This is a genomic window from Amycolatopsis sp. NPDC114504 (assembly GCF_055633595.1).
Map to the genome: position 1 here is coordinate 1,404,509 of NZ_JBVKDU010000002.1, position 19,304 is coordinate 1,423,812.

The 19,304-nt window shown below is 69.3% G+C and carries 17 protein-coding genes; 7 read left to right on the forward strand and 10 right to left on the reverse strand.

All coding sequences use genetic code 11. The annotated features are described in order from the left end of the window. Position 1: 1 nt before the first annotated feature. The gene (locus tag ACZ7PG_RS18605) at positions 2 to 376 is read right to left on the reverse strand and encodes a very short patch repair endonuclease (protein ID WP_470240795.1); all 375 of its coding nucleotides are present in this window, start codon (positions 374 to 376) and stop codon (positions 2 to 4) included. A 63-nt stretch (positions 377 to 439) separates the two neighbouring features. After that, positions 440 to 913 carry an FxsA family protein gene (locus ACZ7PG_RS18610; protein WP_470240260.1) on the reverse strand — a complete coding sequence of 158 codons (474 nt, stop codon included), beginning with the start codon at positions 911 to 913 and terminating at the stop codon, positions 440 to 442. A gap of 68 nt (positions 914 to 981) precedes the next feature. On the opposite strand from ACZ7PG_RS18610, the gene ACZ7PG_RS18615 reads away from it, so the two are divergent. Beyond that, entirely contained in the window at positions 982 to 2,310 is a 1,329-nt protein-coding gene (locus ACZ7PG_RS18615) for a pentapeptide repeat-containing protein (protein WP_470240261.1), read from the forward strand. Here the strand turns inward: ACZ7PG_RS18615 and ACZ7PG_RS18620 are convergent. Next, positions 2,267 to 4,213, reverse strand: a complete 1,947-nt coding sequence (locus ACZ7PG_RS18620; RefSeq protein WP_470240796.1) for an ABC transporter ATP-binding protein — start codon at positions 4,211 to 4,213, stop codon at positions 2,267 to 2,269. The two genes, ACZ7PG_RS18615 and ACZ7PG_RS18620, sit on opposite strands and share 44 nt — an antisense overlap. Before the next feature lie 20 nt (positions 4,214 to 4,233). Next, complete coding sequence (locus tag ACZ7PG_RS18625) at positions 4,234 to 4,824, reverse strand: TetR/AcrR family transcriptional regulator (RefSeq protein WP_470240262.1); 591 nt, start codon at positions 4,822 to 4,824, stop codon at positions 4,234 to 4,236. A 107-nt stretch (positions 4,825 to 4,931) separates the two neighbouring features. Here ACZ7PG_RS18625 and ACZ7PG_RS18630 point away from each other — a divergent pair, with 107 nt between their 5' ends. Further along, positions 4,932 to 5,225 carry a DUF6191 domain-containing protein gene (locus tag ACZ7PG_RS18630; protein ID WP_470240263.1) on the forward strand — a complete coding sequence of 98 codons (294 nt, stop codon included), beginning with the start codon at positions 4,932 to 4,934 and terminating at the stop codon, positions 5,223 to 5,225. A gap of 43 nt (positions 5,226 to 5,268) precedes the next feature. Here the strand turns inward: ACZ7PG_RS18630 and ACZ7PG_RS18635 are convergent, their stop codons facing one another. The 3 genes from ACZ7PG_RS18635 to pdhA are packed head-to-tail and all read right to left on the reverse strand — an operon-like array spanning position 5,269 to position 8,811. Further along, entirely contained in the window at positions 5,269 to 6,597 is a 1,329-nt protein-coding gene (locus ACZ7PG_RS18635; RefSeq protein ID WP_470240264.1) for a dihydrolipoamide acetyltransferase family protein, read from the reverse strand. A 16-nt stretch (positions 6,598 to 6,613) separates the two neighbouring features. Continuing rightward, positions 6,614 to 7,606: an alpha-ketoacid dehydrogenase subunit beta gene (locus tag ACZ7PG_RS18640; RefSeq protein ID WP_470240265.1), complete on the reverse strand. Its 993-nt coding sequence runs from the start codon at positions 7,604 to 7,606 to the stop codon at positions 6,614 to 6,616. Continuing rightward, positions 7,606 to 8,811: a pyruvate dehydrogenase (acetyl-transferring) E1 component subunit alpha gene (gene pdhA, locus ACZ7PG_RS18645; RefSeq protein WP_470240266.1), complete on the reverse strand. Its 1,206-nt coding sequence runs from the start codon at positions 8,809 to 8,811 to the stop codon at positions 7,606 to 7,608. The genes ACZ7PG_RS18640 and pdhA overlap by 1 nt, the downstream gene beginning before the upstream one ends. A gap of 371 nt (positions 8,812 to 9,182) precedes the next feature. On the opposite strand from pdhA, the gene ACZ7PG_RS18650 reads away from it, so the two are divergent. Next, positions 9,183 to 10,604, forward strand: a complete 1,422-nt coding sequence (locus tag ACZ7PG_RS18650; protein ID WP_470240267.1) for a M20/M25/M40 family metallo-hydrolase — start codon at positions 9,183 to 9,185, stop codon at positions 10,602 to 10,604. 37 nt (positions 10,605 to 10,641) lie between these two features. On the opposite strand, the gene ACZ7PG_RS18655 is transcribed toward ACZ7PG_RS18650, so the two are convergent. Genes ACZ7PG_RS18655 through ACZ7PG_RS18665 form a run of 3 tightly spaced genes read right to left on the reverse strand, consistent with a single transcriptional unit; the run spans position 10,642 to position 14,094 of the window. Then, complete coding sequence (locus ACZ7PG_RS18655; RefSeq protein ID WP_470240268.1) at positions 10,642 to 11,484, reverse strand: transglutaminase family protein; 843 nt, start codon at positions 11,482 to 11,484, stop codon at positions 10,642 to 10,644. Next, positions 11,481 to 12,428: an alpha-E domain-containing protein gene (locus ACZ7PG_RS18660; protein WP_470240269.1), complete on the reverse strand. Its 948-nt coding sequence runs from the start codon at positions 12,426 to 12,428 to the stop codon at positions 11,481 to 11,483. The genes ACZ7PG_RS18655 and ACZ7PG_RS18660 overlap by 4 nt, the downstream gene beginning before the upstream one ends. Before the next feature lie 10 nt (positions 12,429 to 12,438). Next, the gene (locus tag ACZ7PG_RS18665; RefSeq protein WP_470240270.1) at positions 12,439 to 14,094 is read right to left on the reverse strand and encodes a circularly permuted type 2 ATP-grasp protein; all 1,656 of its coding nucleotides are present in this window, start codon (positions 14,092 to 14,094) and stop codon (positions 12,439 to 12,441) included. 148 nt (positions 14,095 to 14,242) lie between these two features. Here ACZ7PG_RS18665 and ACZ7PG_RS18670 point away from each other — a divergent pair, with 148 nt between their 5' ends. The 4 genes from ACZ7PG_RS18670 to ACZ7PG_RS18685 are packed head-to-tail and all read left to right on the forward strand — an operon-like array spanning position 14,243 to position 19,268. Next, positions 14,243 to 15,178, forward strand: coding sequence for an ABC transporter substrate-binding protein (locus ACZ7PG_RS18670; protein WP_470240271.1), 936 nt, complete (start codon positions 14,243 to 14,245; stop codon positions 15,176 to 15,178). A gap of 16 nt (positions 15,179 to 15,194) precedes the next feature. Continuing rightward, positions 15,195 to 16,127, forward strand: coding sequence for an amino acid ABC transporter permease (locus ACZ7PG_RS18675; protein ID WP_470240272.1), 933 nt, complete (start codon positions 15,195 to 15,197; stop codon positions 16,125 to 16,127). Then, positions 16,124 to 16,897, forward strand: coding sequence for an amino acid ABC transporter ATP-binding protein (locus tag ACZ7PG_RS18680; RefSeq protein ID WP_470240273.1), 774 nt, complete (start codon positions 16,124 to 16,126; stop codon positions 16,895 to 16,897). The genes ACZ7PG_RS18675 and ACZ7PG_RS18680 overlap by 4 nt, the downstream gene beginning before the upstream one ends. A 55-nt stretch (positions 16,898 to 16,952) precedes the next feature. Beyond that, on the forward strand, positions 16,953 to 19,268 hold the full coding sequence (locus ACZ7PG_RS18685; RefSeq protein ID WP_470240274.1) for an oxidoreductase: 2,316 nt from the start codon (positions 16,953 to 16,955) through the stop codon (positions 19,266 to 19,268). Positions 19,269 to 19,304: the final 36 nt, after the last annotated feature.

Here is a 19,304-nt window from a genome sequence, read left to right on the forward strand (position 1 = left end):
TTCAGCGGCGTGCCCGGACCGCGGTCATGACCCGGTCCGCTGCGGTTTCGGCAGTCTCGTGCTCCCAGATCCGGAGGGCGAGCCAGCCCGCTTCGTCGAGGCGAGCGTCCGTGTCGGTGTCGCGCCTGCGATTGGTCTCGATCTTCTCTCGCCAGAAGTCGGCGTTGTTCTTGGGCCAAGTCGCGTGTTCCGGACACCCGTGCCAAAAGCACCCGTCCACGAAGACGGCCACGCGGGCGGGACCGAAAACCAGGTCCGCCTCCCGCCGCACTCCTTTGACCGGTCGCCGGTGCACTCGGTAGCGAAAGCCCGCACCGTGGAGGATTCTGCGTAGCGCCATCTCGATCCCGGTGTTCCGGGACTTCTGCTTGCTCATCCGGATGCGTACCGCGGATGTGGTCTTCAAGCGCTCCACGCGCACATTGTGGCAAGGTTCGAGTCAGTTCTCCACGATCCGACCCTCGATGACCGTCGGCTGGTCGCGACGCGGCTGGGGCTCGGTAGGCGGGACCACTTCACTGTCCACCACCATCACCGGCCCACGCCGCTGGTTCGCGAACCGCACCGCCCGCTTCTCCATCCGCTTCAGCCACATCCGACGAGCCACCGCCCGCGACGGCGGCAGCATCAGCAACAGCCCTAGGACGTCACTCACGAACCCCGGCACCAGGATCAACACCCCGCCGAGCGCGACCAGCATCCCGTCGGTGAGTTCCTTCTCCGCCGGCTGCCCGGCCCGAGCGGCGGACATGAACGCCCGCATCGCCTTGGCGCCCTCGCGGCGGGCCAGCCAGGAACCGATGAACGCGCCGGCGAGGAGGAGGCCCAGCGTGCCGAGCACGCCGACAGCCGAACCCACCGCCCAGATCGCGGCGATCTCGGCGAAGACGTAAAGCAGGAACGCGACAGCCATACCTGCACAACGAACGACCTGTCCGATTTGCTCCCGGCCCCCCGAGGCACCCGCTAGTCTCACCGATCGTGTCCGACTGGCTTCGCTGGCTCCTGATTGCGTTGTGCCTGGTCGTGGCGTTGCTCGTCGTCTGGCGAGGTCGGCTGCGGAGAACCCTCTTCCCCGGGGTCACCTGGACGCGGCGGAAGCGGGAACGCGGACGCCGCGGGATGGCCGTTTCCGTCTTCGGCTGGCTGGTCGTGGCCCTGCTCGTGGCCGGCGGCACCGGTGGTGGCCTGCTCTGGTTCCTGGGCTGGCCGCGGCTTCCGACGAGCAGTCAGTTCGATGTCTCCCAGCTGCTCGATCTGCTCAAGATCGCCCTCTCCGTCGTTGCCGGGTTCGGCGGGGTCGTGCTGCTCGCCGTCACCTACCGGAAGCAGCGCGTGGCCGAAGATGAGCACGACCTGGCCGTCGAGCGGGCTGATCGCGAGGTCGTCCAGAAGTTCAACGAACGCTTCGGCTCGGCCGCCGAGCAGCTCGCGCACGACAGTCCCGCCGTCCGGCTCGCCGGGGTCTACGCCATGGCCGGGCTCGCCGACGACTGGGCCGACAAGCGCCAGGTCTGCGTCGACGTCCTGTGCGGCTACCTCCGGATCACCCGCGAAGCCGATGGCGAGGTCGAGGTGCGGGAGGCGATCCTGCGCGTGATCCGCGACCGCACGCGGCAGCGCGGGAACTGGTCCGCGCTCGATTTCGACTTCACCGGCGTCACCTTCGAGAATGCCGATTTCGCCCGTCGCAAGTTCAGCGGGGAGGTCCTGTTCGACGGCGCCGAGTTCGTGGGCGGGGTGGCCTCGTTCGCCGGCGCCGAGTTCGGGAAGCTGCTCAGCTTCCACGGCGCCCGGTTCTCCGCCACCGAGACGAACTTCGCCGGGATGACCCTCACCGCCGGCAAAGCCGAGTTCGTCGGCGTGGAGTTCGCCGGGGAAAAGACGGACTTCTCCGATGGGTTCTTCGAGTACTCGTCGATAGCCTTCTTTCGCTGCCGCTTCGCATCGCCCGTGGTCGGCTTCTCGCAGCTAGGGCTCCACGTCGGTCGGGTGGTGTTCGACAGCTGCGACTTCGTGGACCTCGAGCTCGACCTTTCGATCAGCCTCGACAACCAGCCGATAGCGTTGGTGCCGGTGCTCGCTGAGCATTGCCGGTTCGAGCGCTGCCGGATCGACCTGAGCCGAGGCGGCCACGGGGTCAAGCTCGCGGACTGCGTGCTCGACACCGTGACCGTTGTCGACCCCGTCGAATACCCGCAGATCTACCAGTGGCAGAACAACGAGCTGCGCGGTGGCACCTCGCTGCCCGGCCACTACGCGACGGCTAGCTCGGCACCTCGTCCAGGTACGCCTGCGCTTGAAGCGTGAACAGGTCCGCGTACCCGGCCTTCGCCGCCATCAGCTCCTCGTGCGTTCCGTACTCCGCCACCTTTCCGTGGTCCAGCAGCAGGATCCGCTCCGCCTGCCGGACCGTCGAGAACCGGTGCGAGATGTACAGCGTCGTCCGGCCCTCCGACAGCTCCCGCAACCGCGAGAACAGGTCGTGCTCGGCCTGCGCGTCCAACGCCGACGTCGGCTCGTCCAGGATCAACAGCGGTGCCTCACGCTGGAACGCCCGAGCCAGCGCGATCTTCTGCCACTCGCCGCCGGACAGCGAAACACCTTGGTCGAACCAACGCCCCAACGGGCTGTCGTAGCCGCTCGGCAGTCGCTCGATGCGCTCGTCCGCGCCCGCTCGGCGGGCCGAATCCTCGATGTGGGGACGGTCCTCCAGCCGGGTCAGGTCGCCGAGGCCGATGTTCTCCGCCGCCGTTCCCTGGTATGTCACGTAGTCCTGGAACATCGCGCTGATCCGCGTTCGCAGCTCGACCGGGTCGTACTCGCGGACGTCGACTCCGTCCAGGAGAATCCGGCCCGCGGTCGGGTCGTAGAGGCGGCAGAGCAGCTTGAACAGCGTCGACTTGCCCGCGCCGTTGCGGCCCACCACCGCCACCGTCTCGCCCGGGCGGATCTCGAAGCTGACGTTGTCGAGCGCCGGCTCGTCCGCGCCCGGGTAGGCGAAAGTCACCGCGTCGAACTCGATGTGACCGTCCACAGTGGATGGGAAAGGCCGTGGTGACGGCGGCGCTGTGATCTCCGGCTTCGTGTCCAGGAAGCGGTACAGCGTGTCGAGGTACAGGTTGTTCTCGTACATCCCCGAAAACGCCGTGAACAGCCCGGACACCGACGCCTGCACGGACGTCGCCGCGGCCGTGTACAGCGCCAGGTCGCCCAGGGTGAGGTGCCCGCCGACCGCCTGCAGCGCGATGTACAACGCGATCGCCGAACCCGCGAACGTGCTCAGCAGCCCCCAGGACGTCGAGCTCAGGTTGCGGTTGATCGTCAGCTTCCGCTGCCGCTCGTACGACACGAGGCCGAGCCGGCGGAACCGGTCGACGAAGTACGGGCCGAGCCCGAACAGCTTCGTCTCCTTGGCATACGTATCCGTGGTGACCAGCGAAGACAGGTAATCCATCCGACGCTTGATCGGCGACATCAGGAACGTCAGCCAGAACGCGCGCGAGCCGTACTTCGACTGCGAGATGAACGCCGGGATCGGCGCCAGCAGCGCGACCAGCGCCAGCAGCGGGCTCACGGCCACCAGCAGCGCGATCATGCTGCCGAACGTGATCAACGTCCGGACGAGCCCCAGCGCGGAGTTCATCATCGACAGCGGCCGCGTCGGCGCCTCCTGGGCGGCCTGGCGCAGCATGTCGTAGGACGTCGAGCCCTCGAAGTACGCGAGGTGCAGTTCGCTCGCGTGGGCCATCACCTGGTGGCGGATGGTCAGCGTCATGCGCTCCTGCAGCAGCGACTGCGCGATCGACGTCATGGCGCTGCTGATCGCGGTCGCGGCGAGCACGCCGAACTGGAACAGCGCGACGTTGACGATGTCGGCCGTCGTGCCGCGGTGCTGGATCGCCGCGACGACGGAGTCGAGAAGCAGCTTCGCGATGTACGCGGTCACCGTCGGCAGGAGGCCCGACAACAGTGTGATCAGCGCCAGGAGGATCGTCAGGACCGGGCTGGCCTGCCACGTCAGCCGCACGACCTTCGGCAGGCCGCGGACCGTGCCGGCCACGGACGTCTTCGCGCGCTTGAGCCGCGAGCGAAGGTCCTTCGGCTGGTCTTCCGGCTTGGGCTCGGGGATCTCGACCGGCCCGGTGAGCCCGCTTTCCGGGACCGTCGACGCGTGCCGCCGTCTTCCTCGCCGAGCCAGCATGAACTCCATGCCGCCCCCACCGCCCGGGATCATTTGGCCTCCACGGCGCCGTGCAGGAAGACGTCGACCACCTGGCGCGTGGTGGCGGGGTCGTCGACCGGTGCCATCCGGCGGCCGCCGAACAACAGGGTCAGGAACAACGCGGCCAGCTGCTCGGGCGTCAGCCGCAGCCGGTCCTTTTCGGGCTCGAACAGCTCGGTGATCGCGCCGCGCATGGCGGCCATCGACTCGCTGCGGCCGCCCTTCCCCGTGCCGCGCCGGTCCTTGAGGCGCTGCTCGGGGTCGCGGTGCTTGTGCCTGCCGGACGCGTGCAGGGCGCCCATCAGCGCACCCATCCGCTCGAGGTGCGCGCCGAGCGCGTCAGCGGCCTCGACGAGGCGGTCTTCGAGCGGCTGCTCGATGGGGATCTCGGCGATCGCGTCGAGCACGTGGTCGGGCCGCAGCGCCTCGGCGGTGCAGGCGTCGAACAGCTCGTCCTTGTCCTTGAACGCGCGGAAGATGGTGCCCTCGCCGATGCCGGCGGCGCGGGCGATCTGGCTGGTCGTGACGTTGGTGCCGTGCTCCATCAGCAGGGGCAGCACCGCGTGCACGATCATGGTGCGCCGGGCTTCGACGCTCATGCCCGGCGCTCTCCGCCGGGTTTCGGGTGCTGGTGTCATGCGACCAGTGTGCGGAGTGAGTACTCACTCCGTCAAGCGGATAAGCTCTCGGCGTATTCTCCGAACCCATGGGACTCGTCTGGGCGATGTCGTTTCCGGCCCTGGTCGTACTGCTCTTCGTGCTCGCCGTGCTCGAGGTCTGGGGCCGCCGGTTCCTGCCGTGGCACCGCCGCGGCGACGGCCAGCGGGTAGCGAGCGTCACGGCGACGGAGGAAGTCGAAGCGATCCTCGGCGGCACGAAGCACCACGACCTCGAGCAACGCCAGGTCCAGCTGATGCTGGTCGACGACGAGGCCGACGGCGCCCCGCCGCGCACCCACGTCGACCTCGATGCCGGGAAGATCGTCTTCCGGACGCGGTGAGGGCCGCCCCGGAACTCCGGAGCGGCCCTCTACCAGCGGAAACTCAGTACGTCATCGCCATCGCCGGGTCGGCCAGCAACGCGCCGACGTCGGCCAGGAACTCCGAACCCTGCTGGCCGTCGACCACGCGGTGGTCGAAGCTCAGGGACAGCTGGAGGACCTTGCGGACCTTGATCTCGCCGTCCACCACCCACGGCTGGTCCTTGATCGCGCCGAGGCACAGGATCGCGGACTCGCCCGGGTTGATGATCGGCGTGCCCGTGTCGACGCCGAACACACCCACGTTGGTGATCGTGATCGTGCCGTTCGCCATGTCCGCCGGCGACGTCTTGCCTTCGCGGGCGACGTCCGTGAGCTGCGTCAACGCGACAGCCAGCTCCTTCAGCGACATCGCATCGGCGTCGCGGACCTTGGGCACGATCAGGCCGCGCGGCGTCGCCGCCGCGATCCCGAGGTGCACGTAGTCCTTGAAGACGATCTCCTGCGCCGCGTCGTCCCAGACCGCGTTGATGTCCGGGGTGCGCTTCGCCGCCAGGCACACGGCCTTCGCCGCGAACGTCAGCGGCGTGACCTTGACCCCGGCGAACTCCCGCGACTTCTTCAGCTTCTCGCGGAACTCCATCATCGGCGTGACGTCGATGGTCAGGAACTCCGTGACGTGCGGAGCGGTGTACGCGCTCTGCACCATCGCCGCCGCGGTCATCTTGCGGACGCCCTTGATCGGCACGCGCCGTTCGCGGGTGCCCGGGTCGTAACCACTGTCCACAGCGGACACCGGGGCCGCCGCGACAGCGCCGTTCGCCGCCCGCTCGACGTCGTCGCGGGTGATCACGCCACCCGAAGCGGTGCCGGTCAGGGCGTGCAGGTCGACGCCGAGGTCCTTCGCCAGCTTCCGCACCGGCGGCTTCGCCAGCGGGACGTACCCGCCGCGGGGAGCAGCAGGAGCAGGCGCGGGAGGAGCGGCGACGGCGACAGCAGCGGCCGGAGCAGGTGCGGGTTCCGCGCCCTTCCGGGCCCGGCGCTGCGTGACGACTGTCTTGGAGCCGTAACCGACCAGCGGCTTCATCTCTTCTTCTTCGGCAGGCGCGGCAGCAGCGGCGGCCGGGGCCGGAGCGGCCGCTCCGCCGGGGTCGACGTCGATGGTGAGGATCGGCGTGCCGACCTCCACCGTCTGCCCCGGCTCGACGAGCAGCTCCGTGATCACGCCGGCCCAGGGGATCGGCAGTTCGACGGCGGCTTTCGCGGTCTCGATCTCGACCACGATCTGGTTGACCGTCACGGTGTCGCCCGGCTTCACCTGCCAGGCCAGGATGTCGGCTTCGGTCAGCCCCTCGGCCGTGTCGGCCAGGGGGAACTGTTTGTACGTAGGCATTGCGCGGAGATCCCCCTTACCAGGCGAGCGAGCGGTCGACGGCGTGCAGCACCCGGTCCAGGTCGGGGAGGTAGTGCTCCTCGAGCTTGGCCGGCGGGTACGGCGTGTCGAACCCGGTCACCCGGAGGACGGGCGCTTCCAGCGAGTAGAAGCACTCCTGCTGGACGCGTGCGGCGATCTCCGAGGTCAGCGACGACTCGGACGGCGCCTCCGACAGCGCGATCAGCCGGCCGGTCTTGCGCACCGACTTGAACACCGGGCCGAGGTCCAGCGGCGAGAGCGTGCGCAGGTCGATGACCTCGAGGGACTGGCCGCCGTCTTCGGCCGCGGCGGCCGCGTCGAGCGCGACCTTCACCGACGGGCCGTACGCGACGACCGTCGCCGTCGTGCCTTCGCGGACGACCTGCGACGAGAACACCTTGGACGGGGTGCCTTCGGTGTCGATCTCCGCGCGCAGCGCACCCGAGTGGTACAGCCGCTTCGGCTCGAAGAACAGGATCGGGTCGTCCGACTTGACCGCCTGCTGGATGCCCCAGTAGGCGTCGACGGCGTTCGAAATGGACACGACCTTGAGCCCAGGGATGTGCGCGAAGAGCGACTCCGGCGACTCCGAGTGGTGCTCGACCGCGCCGATCCCGCCGCCGAACGGCACCCGGATCACGACGGGCATCTTGACCTTGCCCTGCGTCCGGTAGTGCAGCTTCGCCAGCTGCGACGAGATTTGGTCGAAGCCCGGGAAGATGAATCCCTCGAACTGGATCTCGCACACCGGCCGGAACCCGCGCACGGCCAGGCCGACCGCGGTGCCGATGATGCCGGACTCCGAGAGCGGCGTGTCCAGCACGCGCTGCTCGCCGAAGTCCTTCTGCAGGCCGTCGGTGATCCGGAAGACGCCGCCGAGCTTGCCGACGTCCTCGCCCATGATCAGGACCTTGGGGTCCTCTTCCATCGCGCGGCGCAGGCCGAGGTTGAGCGCCTTGCCGATGGTGAGTTTCTGGAGGTCGGTCATCAGTGCTCACCCGCCGATACGAAGCCGTCGAGGTAGGACAGGAACTCTTCGCGCTGGGCGTCCAGCACCGGGTTGCCCTCGGCGTAGACGTTGCTGAAGATCCGCTCGGGCGGCGGCTCCGGCATGTTGAACGTGTACTCGCGCAGGTCGGCGGCGAAGGCGTCGGCCTCGGCCTGGACCTTGTCGAAGAAGTCGTGGTCGGCGCCGCCCTTGCGGGCCAGGAACGCCCGGACGCGCTCGATCGGGTCCTTGAGCTTCCACTCTTCGAGCTCGTCGGACAGCCGGTAGCGCGACGGGTCGTCGGTCGTCGTGTGCGCGTCCATCCGGTAGGTGAACGCCTCGATCAGCACCGGTCCGTTGCCGTGGCGGCACTCGTCGAGCGCCCAGCGGGACACCGCGAGGCAGGCCAGGACGTCGTTGCCGTCGACGCGGATGCCGGGGAAGCCGTACCCGCGGGCGCGCTGGTAGAGCGGCAGGCGCGACTGGCGCTCGGTCGGCTCCGAGATGGCCCACTGGTTGTTCTGGCAGAAGAACACCAGCGGCGCGTCGTAGACCGCGGCCCAGACGAATCCTTCGTGGACGTCGCCCTGCGAGGTCGCGCCGTCACCGAAGTAGCAGATCGTGGCTTCGCCGTCGTCGTCGCCGACCTTGCCCTCGAACTTCTGCCCCATCGCGTACCCGGCGGCGTTGAGCACCTGGTTGCCGATCACGATGCAGTACGGGTGGAAGCCGGTGCCCTGGTAGTCCCAGCCGCTGTGGTCGGTGCAGCGGAAGATGCCCAGCAGGTCCTTCATGTCGACCCCGCGCGCGTACGCGACGCCGTGCTCGCGATAGCTGGGGAACGCCATGTCGTTCTTCTTCAGCGCGCGGCCCGACCCGATCTGCGCGGCCTCCTGGCCGAGCAGCGGGACCCAGATGCCGAGCTGGCCCTGGCGCTGCATCGCGTTGGCTTCGCGGTCCGCGCGGCGGACGAGCACCATGTCGCGGTACAGGCCGCGCAGGGCTTCGTCGTCGATGTCGTCGACGTACTTGTCGAACTGGGGCGACGGGACCCGTTCGCCTTCGGGGGTGAGCAGCTGAGTCAGCTCAGCGCCACCTTCGCTGGTTGCGCGCAATCCGGCGATCACCTGCTCGGGCGAAGGCTGAGCCGCGACGGCGGCCGGCCCATCTCCAGGCTCCGGGTGCGTCCACTGTTCGGACGGCATGGGCGTTGCTCCTCGGTGTCGGTGCCTCTGGCGGCCGCTTGTGGCGACCACAGCGACTGCACCGGCGGGGACCAGCGTTTCGGGTCCGAAGCGCTCGGTCACCGTCGGCGTTGACGGTTCTCGCCGACATCCTGGCACGAAGGTCGTGGTCTTGGTCAGTCACGGATGCTGATTTGTTGCTGAGAAAGGGGGTCTGAACAGGGAAAACGTTAGGAAGCCCGAGCATCGGACCTACGAGAGTAGGTAGCCGGTCGGCGCGCTCACCAGGAGTGGCCGCGCGAGCACCCGGCCGTGCACCAGCGTGATCACCTGGTCGGGGGACGACGTTGTGATGTGCCGCACGCCGGGACGTGCATGGCAACATGGATCACGTGGAGCAGAAATCCGTTCGTGAATCCGTCGTGACGTCGTGGACCGACGACGTCATCCCGAGTCTGTCCGGGCTGGTGGCCATCCCCGCCTTGTCCCCGGCCTTCGACGCCGAGTGGGCGACGACCGGTCACCTGGCCGCCGCCGTCGAGCACGTCCGCGAGTGGATCGCCGCGCGCGACCTGCCCGGGGCGACGCTGGACGTCGTGCAGCTCGAAGGCCGCACTCCCCTGTTGCTCGTCGACGTCCCGGCGACCCCGGGCGCGGCGGACCAGGGCACCGTCCTGATGTACGGCCACCTCGACAAGCAGCCCCCGGTCGGCGGCTGGTCCGAGGGCCTCGGCCCGTGGACCCCGGTGATCCGCGACGGCCGGCTGTACGGCCGCGGGTCCGTCGACGACGGCTACTCCGGCTACGCGGCGACGACGGCGATCGAGGCCGTCCACGCCGCCGGCGGCGAGCACGCCCGGATCGTGGTGCTCCTGGAGACCGGCGAGGAGTCCGGCAGCCCCGACCTCCCCGCGTACGTCGAGCACCTGGCCGACCGCATCGGCGAGGTGTCGCTGGTGATCTGCCTCGACGCCGGCGGCAGCGACTACGAGCGGTTGTGGCTGGTCACGAGCCTGCGCGGGATGCTGCACCTGGACGTCAACGTCCAGCTGCTCGGCTCGGCGCAGCACTCCGGCATCGCGTCGGGCGTCGTCGCCAGCTCGTTCCGCGTGCTGCGGAAGCTGATCGAGCGGCTCGAGGACAGCGAGACCGGCGAACTGCTGCTGGACGAGCTCAAGGTCGACGTCCCGGCGGACCGGCTGGCGGAGCTCGAGGCCGTCTCGAAGGACTTCCCGGAGGCGCTGGCGAAGGCGTTCCCGCTGGTCGAGGGTGGTCGCGTGATCACCGAAGACGCGCTGGAGCTGCTGCTCAACAACGCGTGGCGCCCGACGCTGTCGGTGATCGGCGCCGACGGCTTCCCGAAGCCCGCCGACGCGGGCAACGTCCTGCGCGAGAGCACGACGTTGACGCTGAGCTTCCGCCTCCCGCCGACGGCCGACGCCGCGAAGGGGCTCGAAGCCGTGAAGAAGGCCCTGACCACCGACGTCCCGTACGGCGCGAAGGTCACCTTCGGTCACAACCCGCAGGCAGAGGACGGCTGGAACGCACCGACCGAGTCCCCGTGGCTGACGAACGCGCTGCGCACGGTCAGCGACGAGGTCTTCGGCCAGCCCCACCGCGCGACCGGCATGGGCGGCTCGATCCCGTTCATGGGCCTGCTCTCCCGCAAGTACCCGGAGGCCCAGTTCCTGGTGACGGGCGCCTGCGGATCCGACTCGAACATCCACGTGCCGGACGAGTGGCTGCACCTGGAGTACGCACAGCGGGTCACCGAGGCCGTCGCACACATCCTGGACGCCCACGCCCGAGGCTGATCTCCTCCTGAGCGGCGTTCTCCCCGGAGGGCGCCGCTCAGGCCAGCCGGGTCAGGTGGACCGAGACGTCCAGAGCGGACTGCCCGCCACCCGTGAAAATCCCCTTCAACGGCGCCACGTCCGCATAGTCCCGGCCCATCGCGACCCACACGTGCCGCGGTCCGACCGGGATCGCGTTCGTCGGGTCGTACGCCCACCAGCCGCCCGTCCAGACGTCGACCCAGGCGTGGGACTCGCCCTCCACCACCTCGCCGAGCTTCGCCGCCGGCTTCGTGTGCAAGTACCCCGACACGTACCGCGCCGGGATGCCGATCGCGCGCAGCATCACCAGCGTCACGTGTGCGAAGTCCTGGCACACGCCTTCGCGTGCCTGCCACGCGTCCGTCGCCGTCGAATGGACGCCGGTTGTGCCCGGTTGGTACTTCAGCTGCTTGTTCACCCACTCGCACACCGCCAGCACCGACTCGGCCGGGTCGAGGCCGCTGCGCAGCGAACGGGCTTCGCGCGCCAACGTCGTGTCGCGCGGGGTGTAGTCCGTCGGGGTCAGGTACTCCGTGCGGTGGTCGACGACCGTCTCCGAACGCAGGTCCTTCCAGGACGCCGTGCGGATCGGCTCGGCTTCGTCCGCCGTCTCGACCACCGATGACGCCAGCACCGTGAACTCCGTGTGCGGCGCGTGCAGGTCGAACGACGTCACGACCGTGCCCCAGTAGTCCGTGTACCGGTACGCGCGCGTCGCCGGGGTCGTCTCGATGCGCGTCGCGACCGTCGTCTGGCGGCGGTCGGAACGCGGGGTCAGGCGCGCCTCGTTGTACGACTGCGTCGCCGGTGTCGCGTACCGGTACCCCGTCCGGTGCGCCACCCGCAGCTGCCACGTCACAGCGAAACCTCCGCACCGCTCCACGCCACCCACGGCGACGTGCTGAAGTACTGCAACGACACCGCTTCTCCGATCTCCTTGATCGACGTCTGCAACGTCCCGAGCCGCCGCGGCAGGTCGGTCAGCAGGTCCGCCGGGCGCAGGAACTCCAGCTCGCTGCGCGCGCGGCCGAGTTCGCGCAGGGCCTCGGACTTCTCGTTGTTGCGCGCGCCGCCGCCCGGGTCGAGCCGCTGCAGGCACTCCTCCGCCTGCCGCAGCGCGTGGAACACCGAACGCGGGAACAGCGTGTCCCGCAACAGGAACTGCACCACGCGACCCGCGTCCAGCGCGCCGCGGTACGTCCGCAGGTACGTGTCCTGCGCGCCGGCCGAGCGCAGCACCGTGATCCAGCCCGGTGAGGACGCGCGGTCCGCGACCCGCGACAGCAGCAGCCGGACCACCATGTCGGCGCGTTCGATCGAGCGGCCGAGGACCATGAACAGCCAGCCGTCGTCGCGGCTCATCGTCGAGTCGGCGAGCCCGGCGAACATCGCCGCGCGCTCCTCCACGAACGACAGGAACGCGTGCGGCCCCGAGCGCCGGGCGTAGCGCTGCCGGTCCGGGACCGCGTTCCACGTCGCGTTCAGGCATTCCCACAGCTCGGTCGAGACGACTTCGCGGGCGCCCCGCGTGTTCTCGCGCGCCGAGTTGATCGAGCCGACGATCGACGCCGGGTTGTCCTTCGCGTACGCCACCAGTTCCGTCAGCTTCCAGACGTCGAGGGCGTCCCCGTCGGGGATCTCGATGCCCAGGACGGCCAGCAGCTGACGGCTCGCGTGGTCGGGGTCGACCGTCGCGTCCTCCAGCAGCTGGTGGACCGAGACGTTGAGGATCCGGGAGGTGTCGTCGGCGCGTTCGACGTACCGGCCGATCCAGTAGAGCGACTCCGCGTTGCGTGCCAGCATCCGGACCTCCCTAGCTCTGCTGTTGCTGCTGTTGCTGGGACGACGTCAGCTCGGGTCCCTGTTCGGCGACCAGTCCGTCCACAGTGGACATCGCGCCGAGTGCGGGCTGTTCGAGCTCGCGCTCGGCGGTCGACGCCCGGGACGTCAGCACCCACGTGTCCTTCGAGCCGCCGCCCTGCGACGAGTTGACGACCAGGCTGCCCTCCGGCAGCGCCACCCGCGTCAGCCCGCCGGGCAGGACGAAGATGTCCTTGCCGTCGTTGACGGCGAACGGCCGCAGGTCGACGTGCCGCGGCGCCAGCCGGTCCTCCACCTTGGCCGGCACGGTCGAGAGCTGGACGACCGGCTGCGCGATCCAGCCGCGCCGGTTCGCGCGCACCTTCCGCCGCAGCGTCGCCAGCTCGGCCGCGGTCGCCTCGGGCCCGAAGACGATCCCGTAGCCGCCGGAGCCTTCGACCGGCTTGACGACCAGCTCGTCGAGGTGCGCCATGACGTGGTCGAACTCGTCCGGCAGCCAGCACCGGAACGTGTCCACGTTGGGCAGCAGCGGCTTCTCGTTGAGGTAGTACTTCACCATCTCGGGCACGTAGGTGTAGACGAGCTTGTCGTCGCCGACGCCGTTCCCGACGGCGTTCGCGACGACGACGTTGCCCGCGCGCGCCGCGTTGAGGACGCCGGCGATGCCGAGCACCGAGTCCGGCCGGTAGTGCACCGGATCGAGGAACTCGTCGTCGATGCGCCGGTAGATGACGTCGACCTGGCGCTCGCCCTCGGTCGTCCGCAGGTAGACGACGTTGTCGCGGCAGAACATGTCGCGGCCTTCGACCAGTTCGACGCCCATCAGCCGGGCCAGCAGCGAGTGCTCGAAGTACGCCGAGTTGTGGACGCCGGGGGTGAGCACGACAACCATCGGGTCGGCGACGTTCGCCGCGGACGCCGCCCGCAGCGCCCGGAGCAGGTGCGACGCGTAGTCGCCGACCGGCCGGACGCGGTGCTGGGCGAACAGGTCCGGGAAGACCCGCGCCATCGTCCGCCGGTTCTCCATCACGTACGACACCCCGGACGGGTTGCGGAGGTTGTCCTCCAGCACCCGGAACGTGCCCTCCTCGTCGCGCACCAGGTCCACTCCGGACACGTGGATGCGGACGCCGTTCGGCGGGTTGATGCCGAACGCCTCCCGCTGGAAGTGCTCACAGGACGTGATCAGCCGGCGCGGCAGCACGCCCTCGCGCAGGATCAGGCGGTCGCCGTAGATGTCGGCGAGGAACGCCTCGAGCGCGCGGACGCGCTGGGCGACGCCGCGCTCGAGCTTCGACCACTCGGCCGCCTGGATCACCCGCGGCACCAGGTCCAGCGGGAACGGGCGCTCCTGCCCGGACAGGGAGAACGTGATGCCCTGGTCGACCATCGCCCGGTCCAGCGCGATCGACCGGGAGTTGAGGTCGTGGGCGTCGAGCGCGGCGATGGACTCGTACAACGCCCGGTACGGCGCGCGGACCGAACCGTCGGCCGCGAACATCTCGTCGTACGCGCCGGCGTGCGGGCGTTCCGGGGAGAGGTACCCGTCGAACCGGGCCCCCGGCCGGGTGATCCGGCTGGTCGTCGCCTTCCTCGCGCGTCGACCGGACGGGGGCAGCCGGGGCGGGATCGCGTTCATGAACGACATCCTGACCCACGTGCCCCTTCGTGCGCGACACTCCCACGCAGGTGGGCGCGGGACGAAACGTCGCCGTAACTCGACAGTGCTGTGCTTTGGTATGGATGAGTGGCAATATGCGTGCTCTCACGAACTGAGAACTACGAGGAGTGACGACGTGGCCCGAGTACCCCAACTCAAGGCGCTCGCCCTGCTGCCTGCTTTCGCCCTGGTCGGATTGACCGTGGCCTGTGGCGCAGGGGGCAGCGGTGCCGGAGACGTCGGCTCGAGCAGTTCCGCCCCGGCGGGCACTGGATCGGGTGACGCGGGCACGGTCGCGAAGGACGATGCGCTCGCCGCGCTGGTGCCCGCCGACGTCAAGACCGACGGCAAGATCGTGGTCGGCCAGGACCAGAGCTACCCGCCGAACGAGTTCGTCGACGGCGGCAAGGCGACCGGCTTCGACGTCGACCTCGGCACCGCGATCGGCCAGGTGCTCGGCGTGCAGATGGAGTTCCAGAACTCCTCGTTCGACGGCATCATCCCCGGCATCGGCGCCAAGAAGTACGAGCTGGGCATGTCGTCGTTCAGCATCAACGCCGAGCGGCTGCAGTCGGTCGACATGATCTCCTACTACAGCGCGGGCACGTCGCTGGCGGTGCTGAAGGGCAACCCCGACGGCCTGAAGGTCGACGACCTCTGCGGCAAGAAGATCGCCGTGCAGAAGGGCACCACGCAGGTCGAGGACCTCGACAAGAAGACCGCCGCCTGCACCGGCGCGGGCAAGCCCGCCATCGAGGTCACCCAGCTGCAGGCCCAGACCGACGTCAACCTCGCCCTCACCGCCAAGCGCGTCCAGGGCGAGCTGGCCGACTCCCCGGTCATCGACTACGCGGTCAAGCAGACCAACGGCCAGCTGGAGTCGGTCGGCGCGCCGTACGACACCGCGCCGTACGGCATCGTGCTCCCGAAGAACAGCGGCGACTACGGCAAGGCCGTCCAGGGCGCGATCCAGAAGCTGATCGACAGCGGTGCGTACAAGAAGATCCTGGACAAGTGGGGCCTGAACGCGACCGGTGCGGTCACCAAGTCGGAGATCAACCCGGCCTCTTGAGTTAAGGACTGAGTTCGTGAGCTCCTCCGAAGCGCCTCCTCCCGAGGCGCCGATCGACGCCGCGCCCATCAAGGCCGTCCCGGTGCGCCACTACGGGCGCTGGGTGGCCGGCGTGATCATCGTGTTCGTCGCGTTCATCGTGATCCGCAGCGTGATCACGAACGACGCTCTGCAGTGGCCGGTCGTCGGGGACTACCTCTTCGACGACCGGATCCTGCGCGGCCTGCAGAACACGCTGATCCTCACGGTGATCTCGATGCTGATCGGGATCTTCGGCGGGATCCTGCTGGCCGTCATGCGGCTGTCCCCGAACCCGCTCACCTCCGGCGCGGCGGCCCTCTACATCTGGCTGTTCCGCGGAACTCCGCTGATCACGCAGCTGATCATCTGGAACTTCCTCGCGCTGGCCTACCCGCGGCTCGGGCTCGGGATCCCGTTCGGCCCGGAGTTCGTCAGCTGGGACACCAACCAGCTGATCACGCAGTTCACGGCGTCCCTGCTCGGCCTCGGTCTCAACGAAGCCGCGTACATGGCGGAGATCGTGCGCGGCGGCATCCAGTCGGTCGACTCCGGCCAGCTGGAGGCGTCGAGCGCGCTCGGCATGAGCCGGACGAAGACGCTGCGGCGGATCATCCTGCCGCAGGCGATGCGGGTGATCATCCCGCCGACCGGCAACGAGACGATCTCCATGCTGAAGACGACGTCGCTGGTCGTCGTCATCGGGTACTTCGAGCTGATGGTCGCGGCGCAGACCATCTACTCGCAGAACTACAAGACGGTGCCGCTGCTGATCACGGCCGCGGCCTGGTACCTGTTCATGACGTCCGTGCTGACGCTGGTGCAGATCCAGATCGAGAAGCGGTTCTCGCGCGGCACTTCGCGCGACGTGTCCGGGCGCCAGGGCTGGGCGTCGAGGCTGTTCAGCCGGGGTGGAGGGAACGTCACATGACCCCCGTGGTCTCCGCTCAGCGGATCTGCAAGAGCTTCGGCAGTGTCGACGTCCTCAAGGGCATCGACCTCGAGGTGCACGAGCGCGAGGTGCTCTGCCTGATCGGGCCGTCCGGCTCGGGCAAGTCGACGCTGCTGCGCTGCATCAACCACCTCGAGAAGATCGACGCGGGCCGGCTGTACGTCGACGGCGTGCTCGTCGGCTACCGGCAGCGCGGCGACAAGCTGCACGAGCTGCGCGAGAAGGAGGTGGCGTTCCAGCGCAAGGACATCGGGATGGTGTTCCAGCGGTTCAACCTCTTCCCGCACATGACCGCGCTGGAGAACGTCATGGAGGCGCCGATCCAGGTGCGGCGCGAGCCGAAGGCCCAGGTGCGCGAGCGCGCGCTGGAGCTGCTCGACCGCGTCGGCCTCGGCGACAAGGCGAAGAACTACCCGGCGCAGCTGTCCGGTGGGCAGCAGCAGCGCGTCGCGATCGCCCGGGCGCTCGCGATGAAGCCGAAGCTGATGCTGTTCGACGAGCCGACGTCCGCGCTGGACCCGGAGCTCGTCGGCGACGTCCTCGGCGTGATGAAGCAGCTGGCCAAGGACGGCATGACGATGGTCGTCGTCACGCACGAGATGCAGTTCGCGCGCGAGGTGGCGGACAAGGTCCTGTTCATGGACGGCGGCGTCGTCGTCGAAGAGGGCCCGCCCGACCAGGTCATCGGAAGCCCGCGCGAAGAGCGGACCAAGTCGTTCCTCGCGCGCGTTTTGAACCCGAACGCCTGACGAATTCCGTTCACGTTCGCTACCTTGGGAGTGGGTGAGGGAGGGGGCTGCCGTTTTGACGACCGAAAGCGCATTGCCCCCGCTCGACCCGTTCGCGGGCATTCCCGACCGCCGGTACGAGGTCAAGGCCTCCGACCTGCTGAAACCCGGCAACGGCGGCCTGCTGCGCTGGCGGCGAACGGCCACGAACGCGCCGATCGTCTACGTCGAGGACGCCTACATCACCGGCACGCTGGACCTGCGTGCCGCGGACCTCAAGTACCTCTTCCGGTTCGAGCGCTGCCGGTTCGAACAGCCGCCGGACGTGCGCGAGGCGAACCTGCTCGGACTCGTCTTCCGCAAGTGCTGGCTGCCCGGGCTCAAGGCCCGCAACATGCGCAGCCGCAACGACGTCCGGCTGATCCGCAGCGTCGTGCAGGTCGACGGCGCCGACCGCGAGATCGAGGAGACCACCGTCCAGCGCGGCGACGACCGCGAACGCGGGATGCCGAACGCCGCGGTCAACCTCACCGACGCGGTGATCGAGGGGTCGCTGGTGCTGACCCGCACGGTGATCGCCCACCCGCACGGCAAGGCCATCCACGCCGACCGGCTGGTGCTCGCCGGCGCGCTGCTGGCGTACCGGATGGTCGCGAACGGCGAAGTCCGCCTCCCCGGCCTGCGGACCGGCGGTAACGTCAACTTCTCCGGCGCCACGCTGAACAACCCGGACGGCTTCGCGCTCAACGGCAACGGCCTGCACATCGGCGGCAGCCTGCTCTGCGAAGTCGACAACTACGGGCCCGCCAGCCAGCGGAAACGCTTCTCGGCGACCGGGATCATGTACCTGCCGAGCGCCACGGTGGACAGCGACATCGTGCTGCGCGAGGCCAAGCTGACCGTGTCCCAGCAGGGCCCGATCGCCGTCGACGCGTGGAAGTCCAACGACCCGTACCTCGACCCGCGGCCGGCGCTGGTCGCCGACCGGATGCGCGTCGACGGCAACGTCGAGCTGTCGGACGGCCTGCAGGCGCTCGGCACGCTGCGCATGGTCAACGCCCGCATCGGCGGCTCGCTGCGGCTGGCCGGCGCCGAAATCAGCGTCGTGCGCGGCAAGTCGCAGCCGTACTACGACCGCGCGCTGCACCTGGACGGCACCGAGATCGGCGGCGACATCGAGGCGACCAGCCTGCGCGTCCCGGCCGGTCAGCTACGCCTGGCCGACGTCTCCGTCGGCGGCAACTTCCTGGCCTGGAACTCGATGTTCCGCCACCCGGGCCGGGACGTGTTTTCGGCGCGCCGGTCGAAGATCGCGGGCAACTTCCAGCTCACGGACGCGACGATCCACGGCACGCTGCGGCTGCAGGGCGTCGAGGTCGGCGGCTCGATCAACCTGGCCGGGACGCGGCTGACGGAGCCGGGCCTGCGCGCGACCAGCAGTTTCTCGCTCGACATCCGCACCGGCCGGATCGGCCGCGACCTGACGCTGCGTGACAACAACGGCCGCCCGTTCGTCGCCGAGGGCGGCGTCAACCTCGACGGCGCCCAGGTCGCCCGCCGCGTCGACCTGCGTGGGTCGCAGCTGGGTTCGCTGCCCCCGTTCATGGTGGCGTTCGACGCGGGCGACGTCGCGGCGGACGAGTTCACACTGACGCCGAACCTGGCGCCGGCCGGACGCGTCGTGCTGCGCCGCGCGCACTGCGGGACGCTGACCGACAACGAGGAGTTCTGGGCCGCGTCCGAAGGCATCGAGCTGGAGGACTTCCGCTACGACGCGCTGGGCAAGAGCATCCCGCTGGCCGACGACAAGGCGCTGGACCACCGCATCGACCTGCTCCGGCGGGCGATGCGCGGCTACCGGCCCGGCCCGTACGACCAGCTCGCGCACATGCTCCGCGCGGCGGGCAACGAAGAACACGCGTCGACGGTGGCGTTGCGCAAGCAGCAGTTCCGGTACGAGGCGCTGGCCCGCGGTTTCAAGTTCTTCGGGCCGGGGGTCCGGCTGTGGAGCTGGCTGCAGCGGTCGATGGTCGGGTACGGCTACCGCCCGGTGCGCGCGCTGGGCTGGCTGTTCACGCTGCTGGTGCTGGGGAGCCTGTGGTTCGGCTTGGGAACGGACGACTGCGTCCACTGGGCCACCTCGGATCCCGCGCACCAGATCATCGCGAACGGCCCGCGGTGCGTGGTGAACCAGCAGGACACCGGGCTGCAGTGGAACCCGGTGATCTACACGGCGGACCTGCTGGTGCCGATCGTGGACTTCGGCAACAAGTCGCGCTGGTACATGCACGGCACGGACAACTGGGTGGCGGCCGGGTTCACGGCGTCGGGCTGGATCCTCGCGACCACGGTGGCGGCGGGCGTGAGCCGCATGCTGCGGCGGGAGAGCTAGCCGCTTCTAAGCTTTTCTAGCTTTCGCGCTAGACGG

Excerpts from the sequence above, each read along its gene's own strand:
- ACZ7PG_RS18605 (WP_470240795.1), bottom strand. The coding sequence starts at position 376 with ATGAGCAAGCAGAAGTCCCGGAACACCGGGATCGAGATGGCGCTACGC.
- ACZ7PG_RS18610 (WP_470240260.1), bottom strand. The coding sequence starts at position 913 with ATGGCTGTCGCGTTCCTGCTTTACGTCTTCGCCGAGATCGCCGCGATC.
- ACZ7PG_RS18620 (WP_470240796.1), bottom strand. The coding sequence starts at position 4,213 with ATGGAGTTCATGCTGGCTCGGCGAGGAAGACGGCGGCACGCGTCGACG.
- ACZ7PG_RS18625 (WP_470240262.1), bottom strand. The coding sequence starts at position 4,824 with ATGAGCGTCGAAGCCCGGCGCACCATGATCGTGCACGCGGTGCTGCCC.
- ACZ7PG_RS18630 (WP_470240263.1), top strand. The coding sequence starts at position 4,932 with ATGGGACTCGTCTGGGCGATGTCGTTTCCGGCCCTGGTCGTACTGCTC.
- ACZ7PG_RS18635 (WP_470240264.1), bottom strand. The coding sequence starts at position 6,597 with ATGCCTACGTACAAACAGTTCCCCCTGGCCGACACGGCCGAGGGGCTG.
- ACZ7PG_RS18640 (WP_470240265.1), bottom strand. The coding sequence starts at position 7,606 with ATGACCGACCTCCAGAAACTCACCATCGGCAAGGCGCTCAACCTCGGC.
- pdhA (WP_470240266.1), bottom strand. The coding sequence starts at position 8,811 with ATGCCGTCCGAACAGTGGACGCACCCGGAGCCTGGAGATGGGCCGGCC.
- ACZ7PG_RS18660 (WP_470240269.1), bottom strand. The coding sequence starts at position 12,428 with ATGCTGGCACGCAACGCGGAGTCGCTCTACTGGATCGGCCGGTACGTC.
- ACZ7PG_RS18665 (WP_470240270.1), bottom strand. The coding sequence starts at position 14,094 with ATGTCGTTCATGAACGCGATCCCGCCCCGGCTGCCCCCGTCCGGTCGA.
- ACZ7PG_RS18680 (WP_470240273.1), top strand. The coding sequence starts at position 16,124 with ATGACCCCCGTGGTCTCCGCTCAGCGGATCTGCAAGAGCTTCGGCAGT.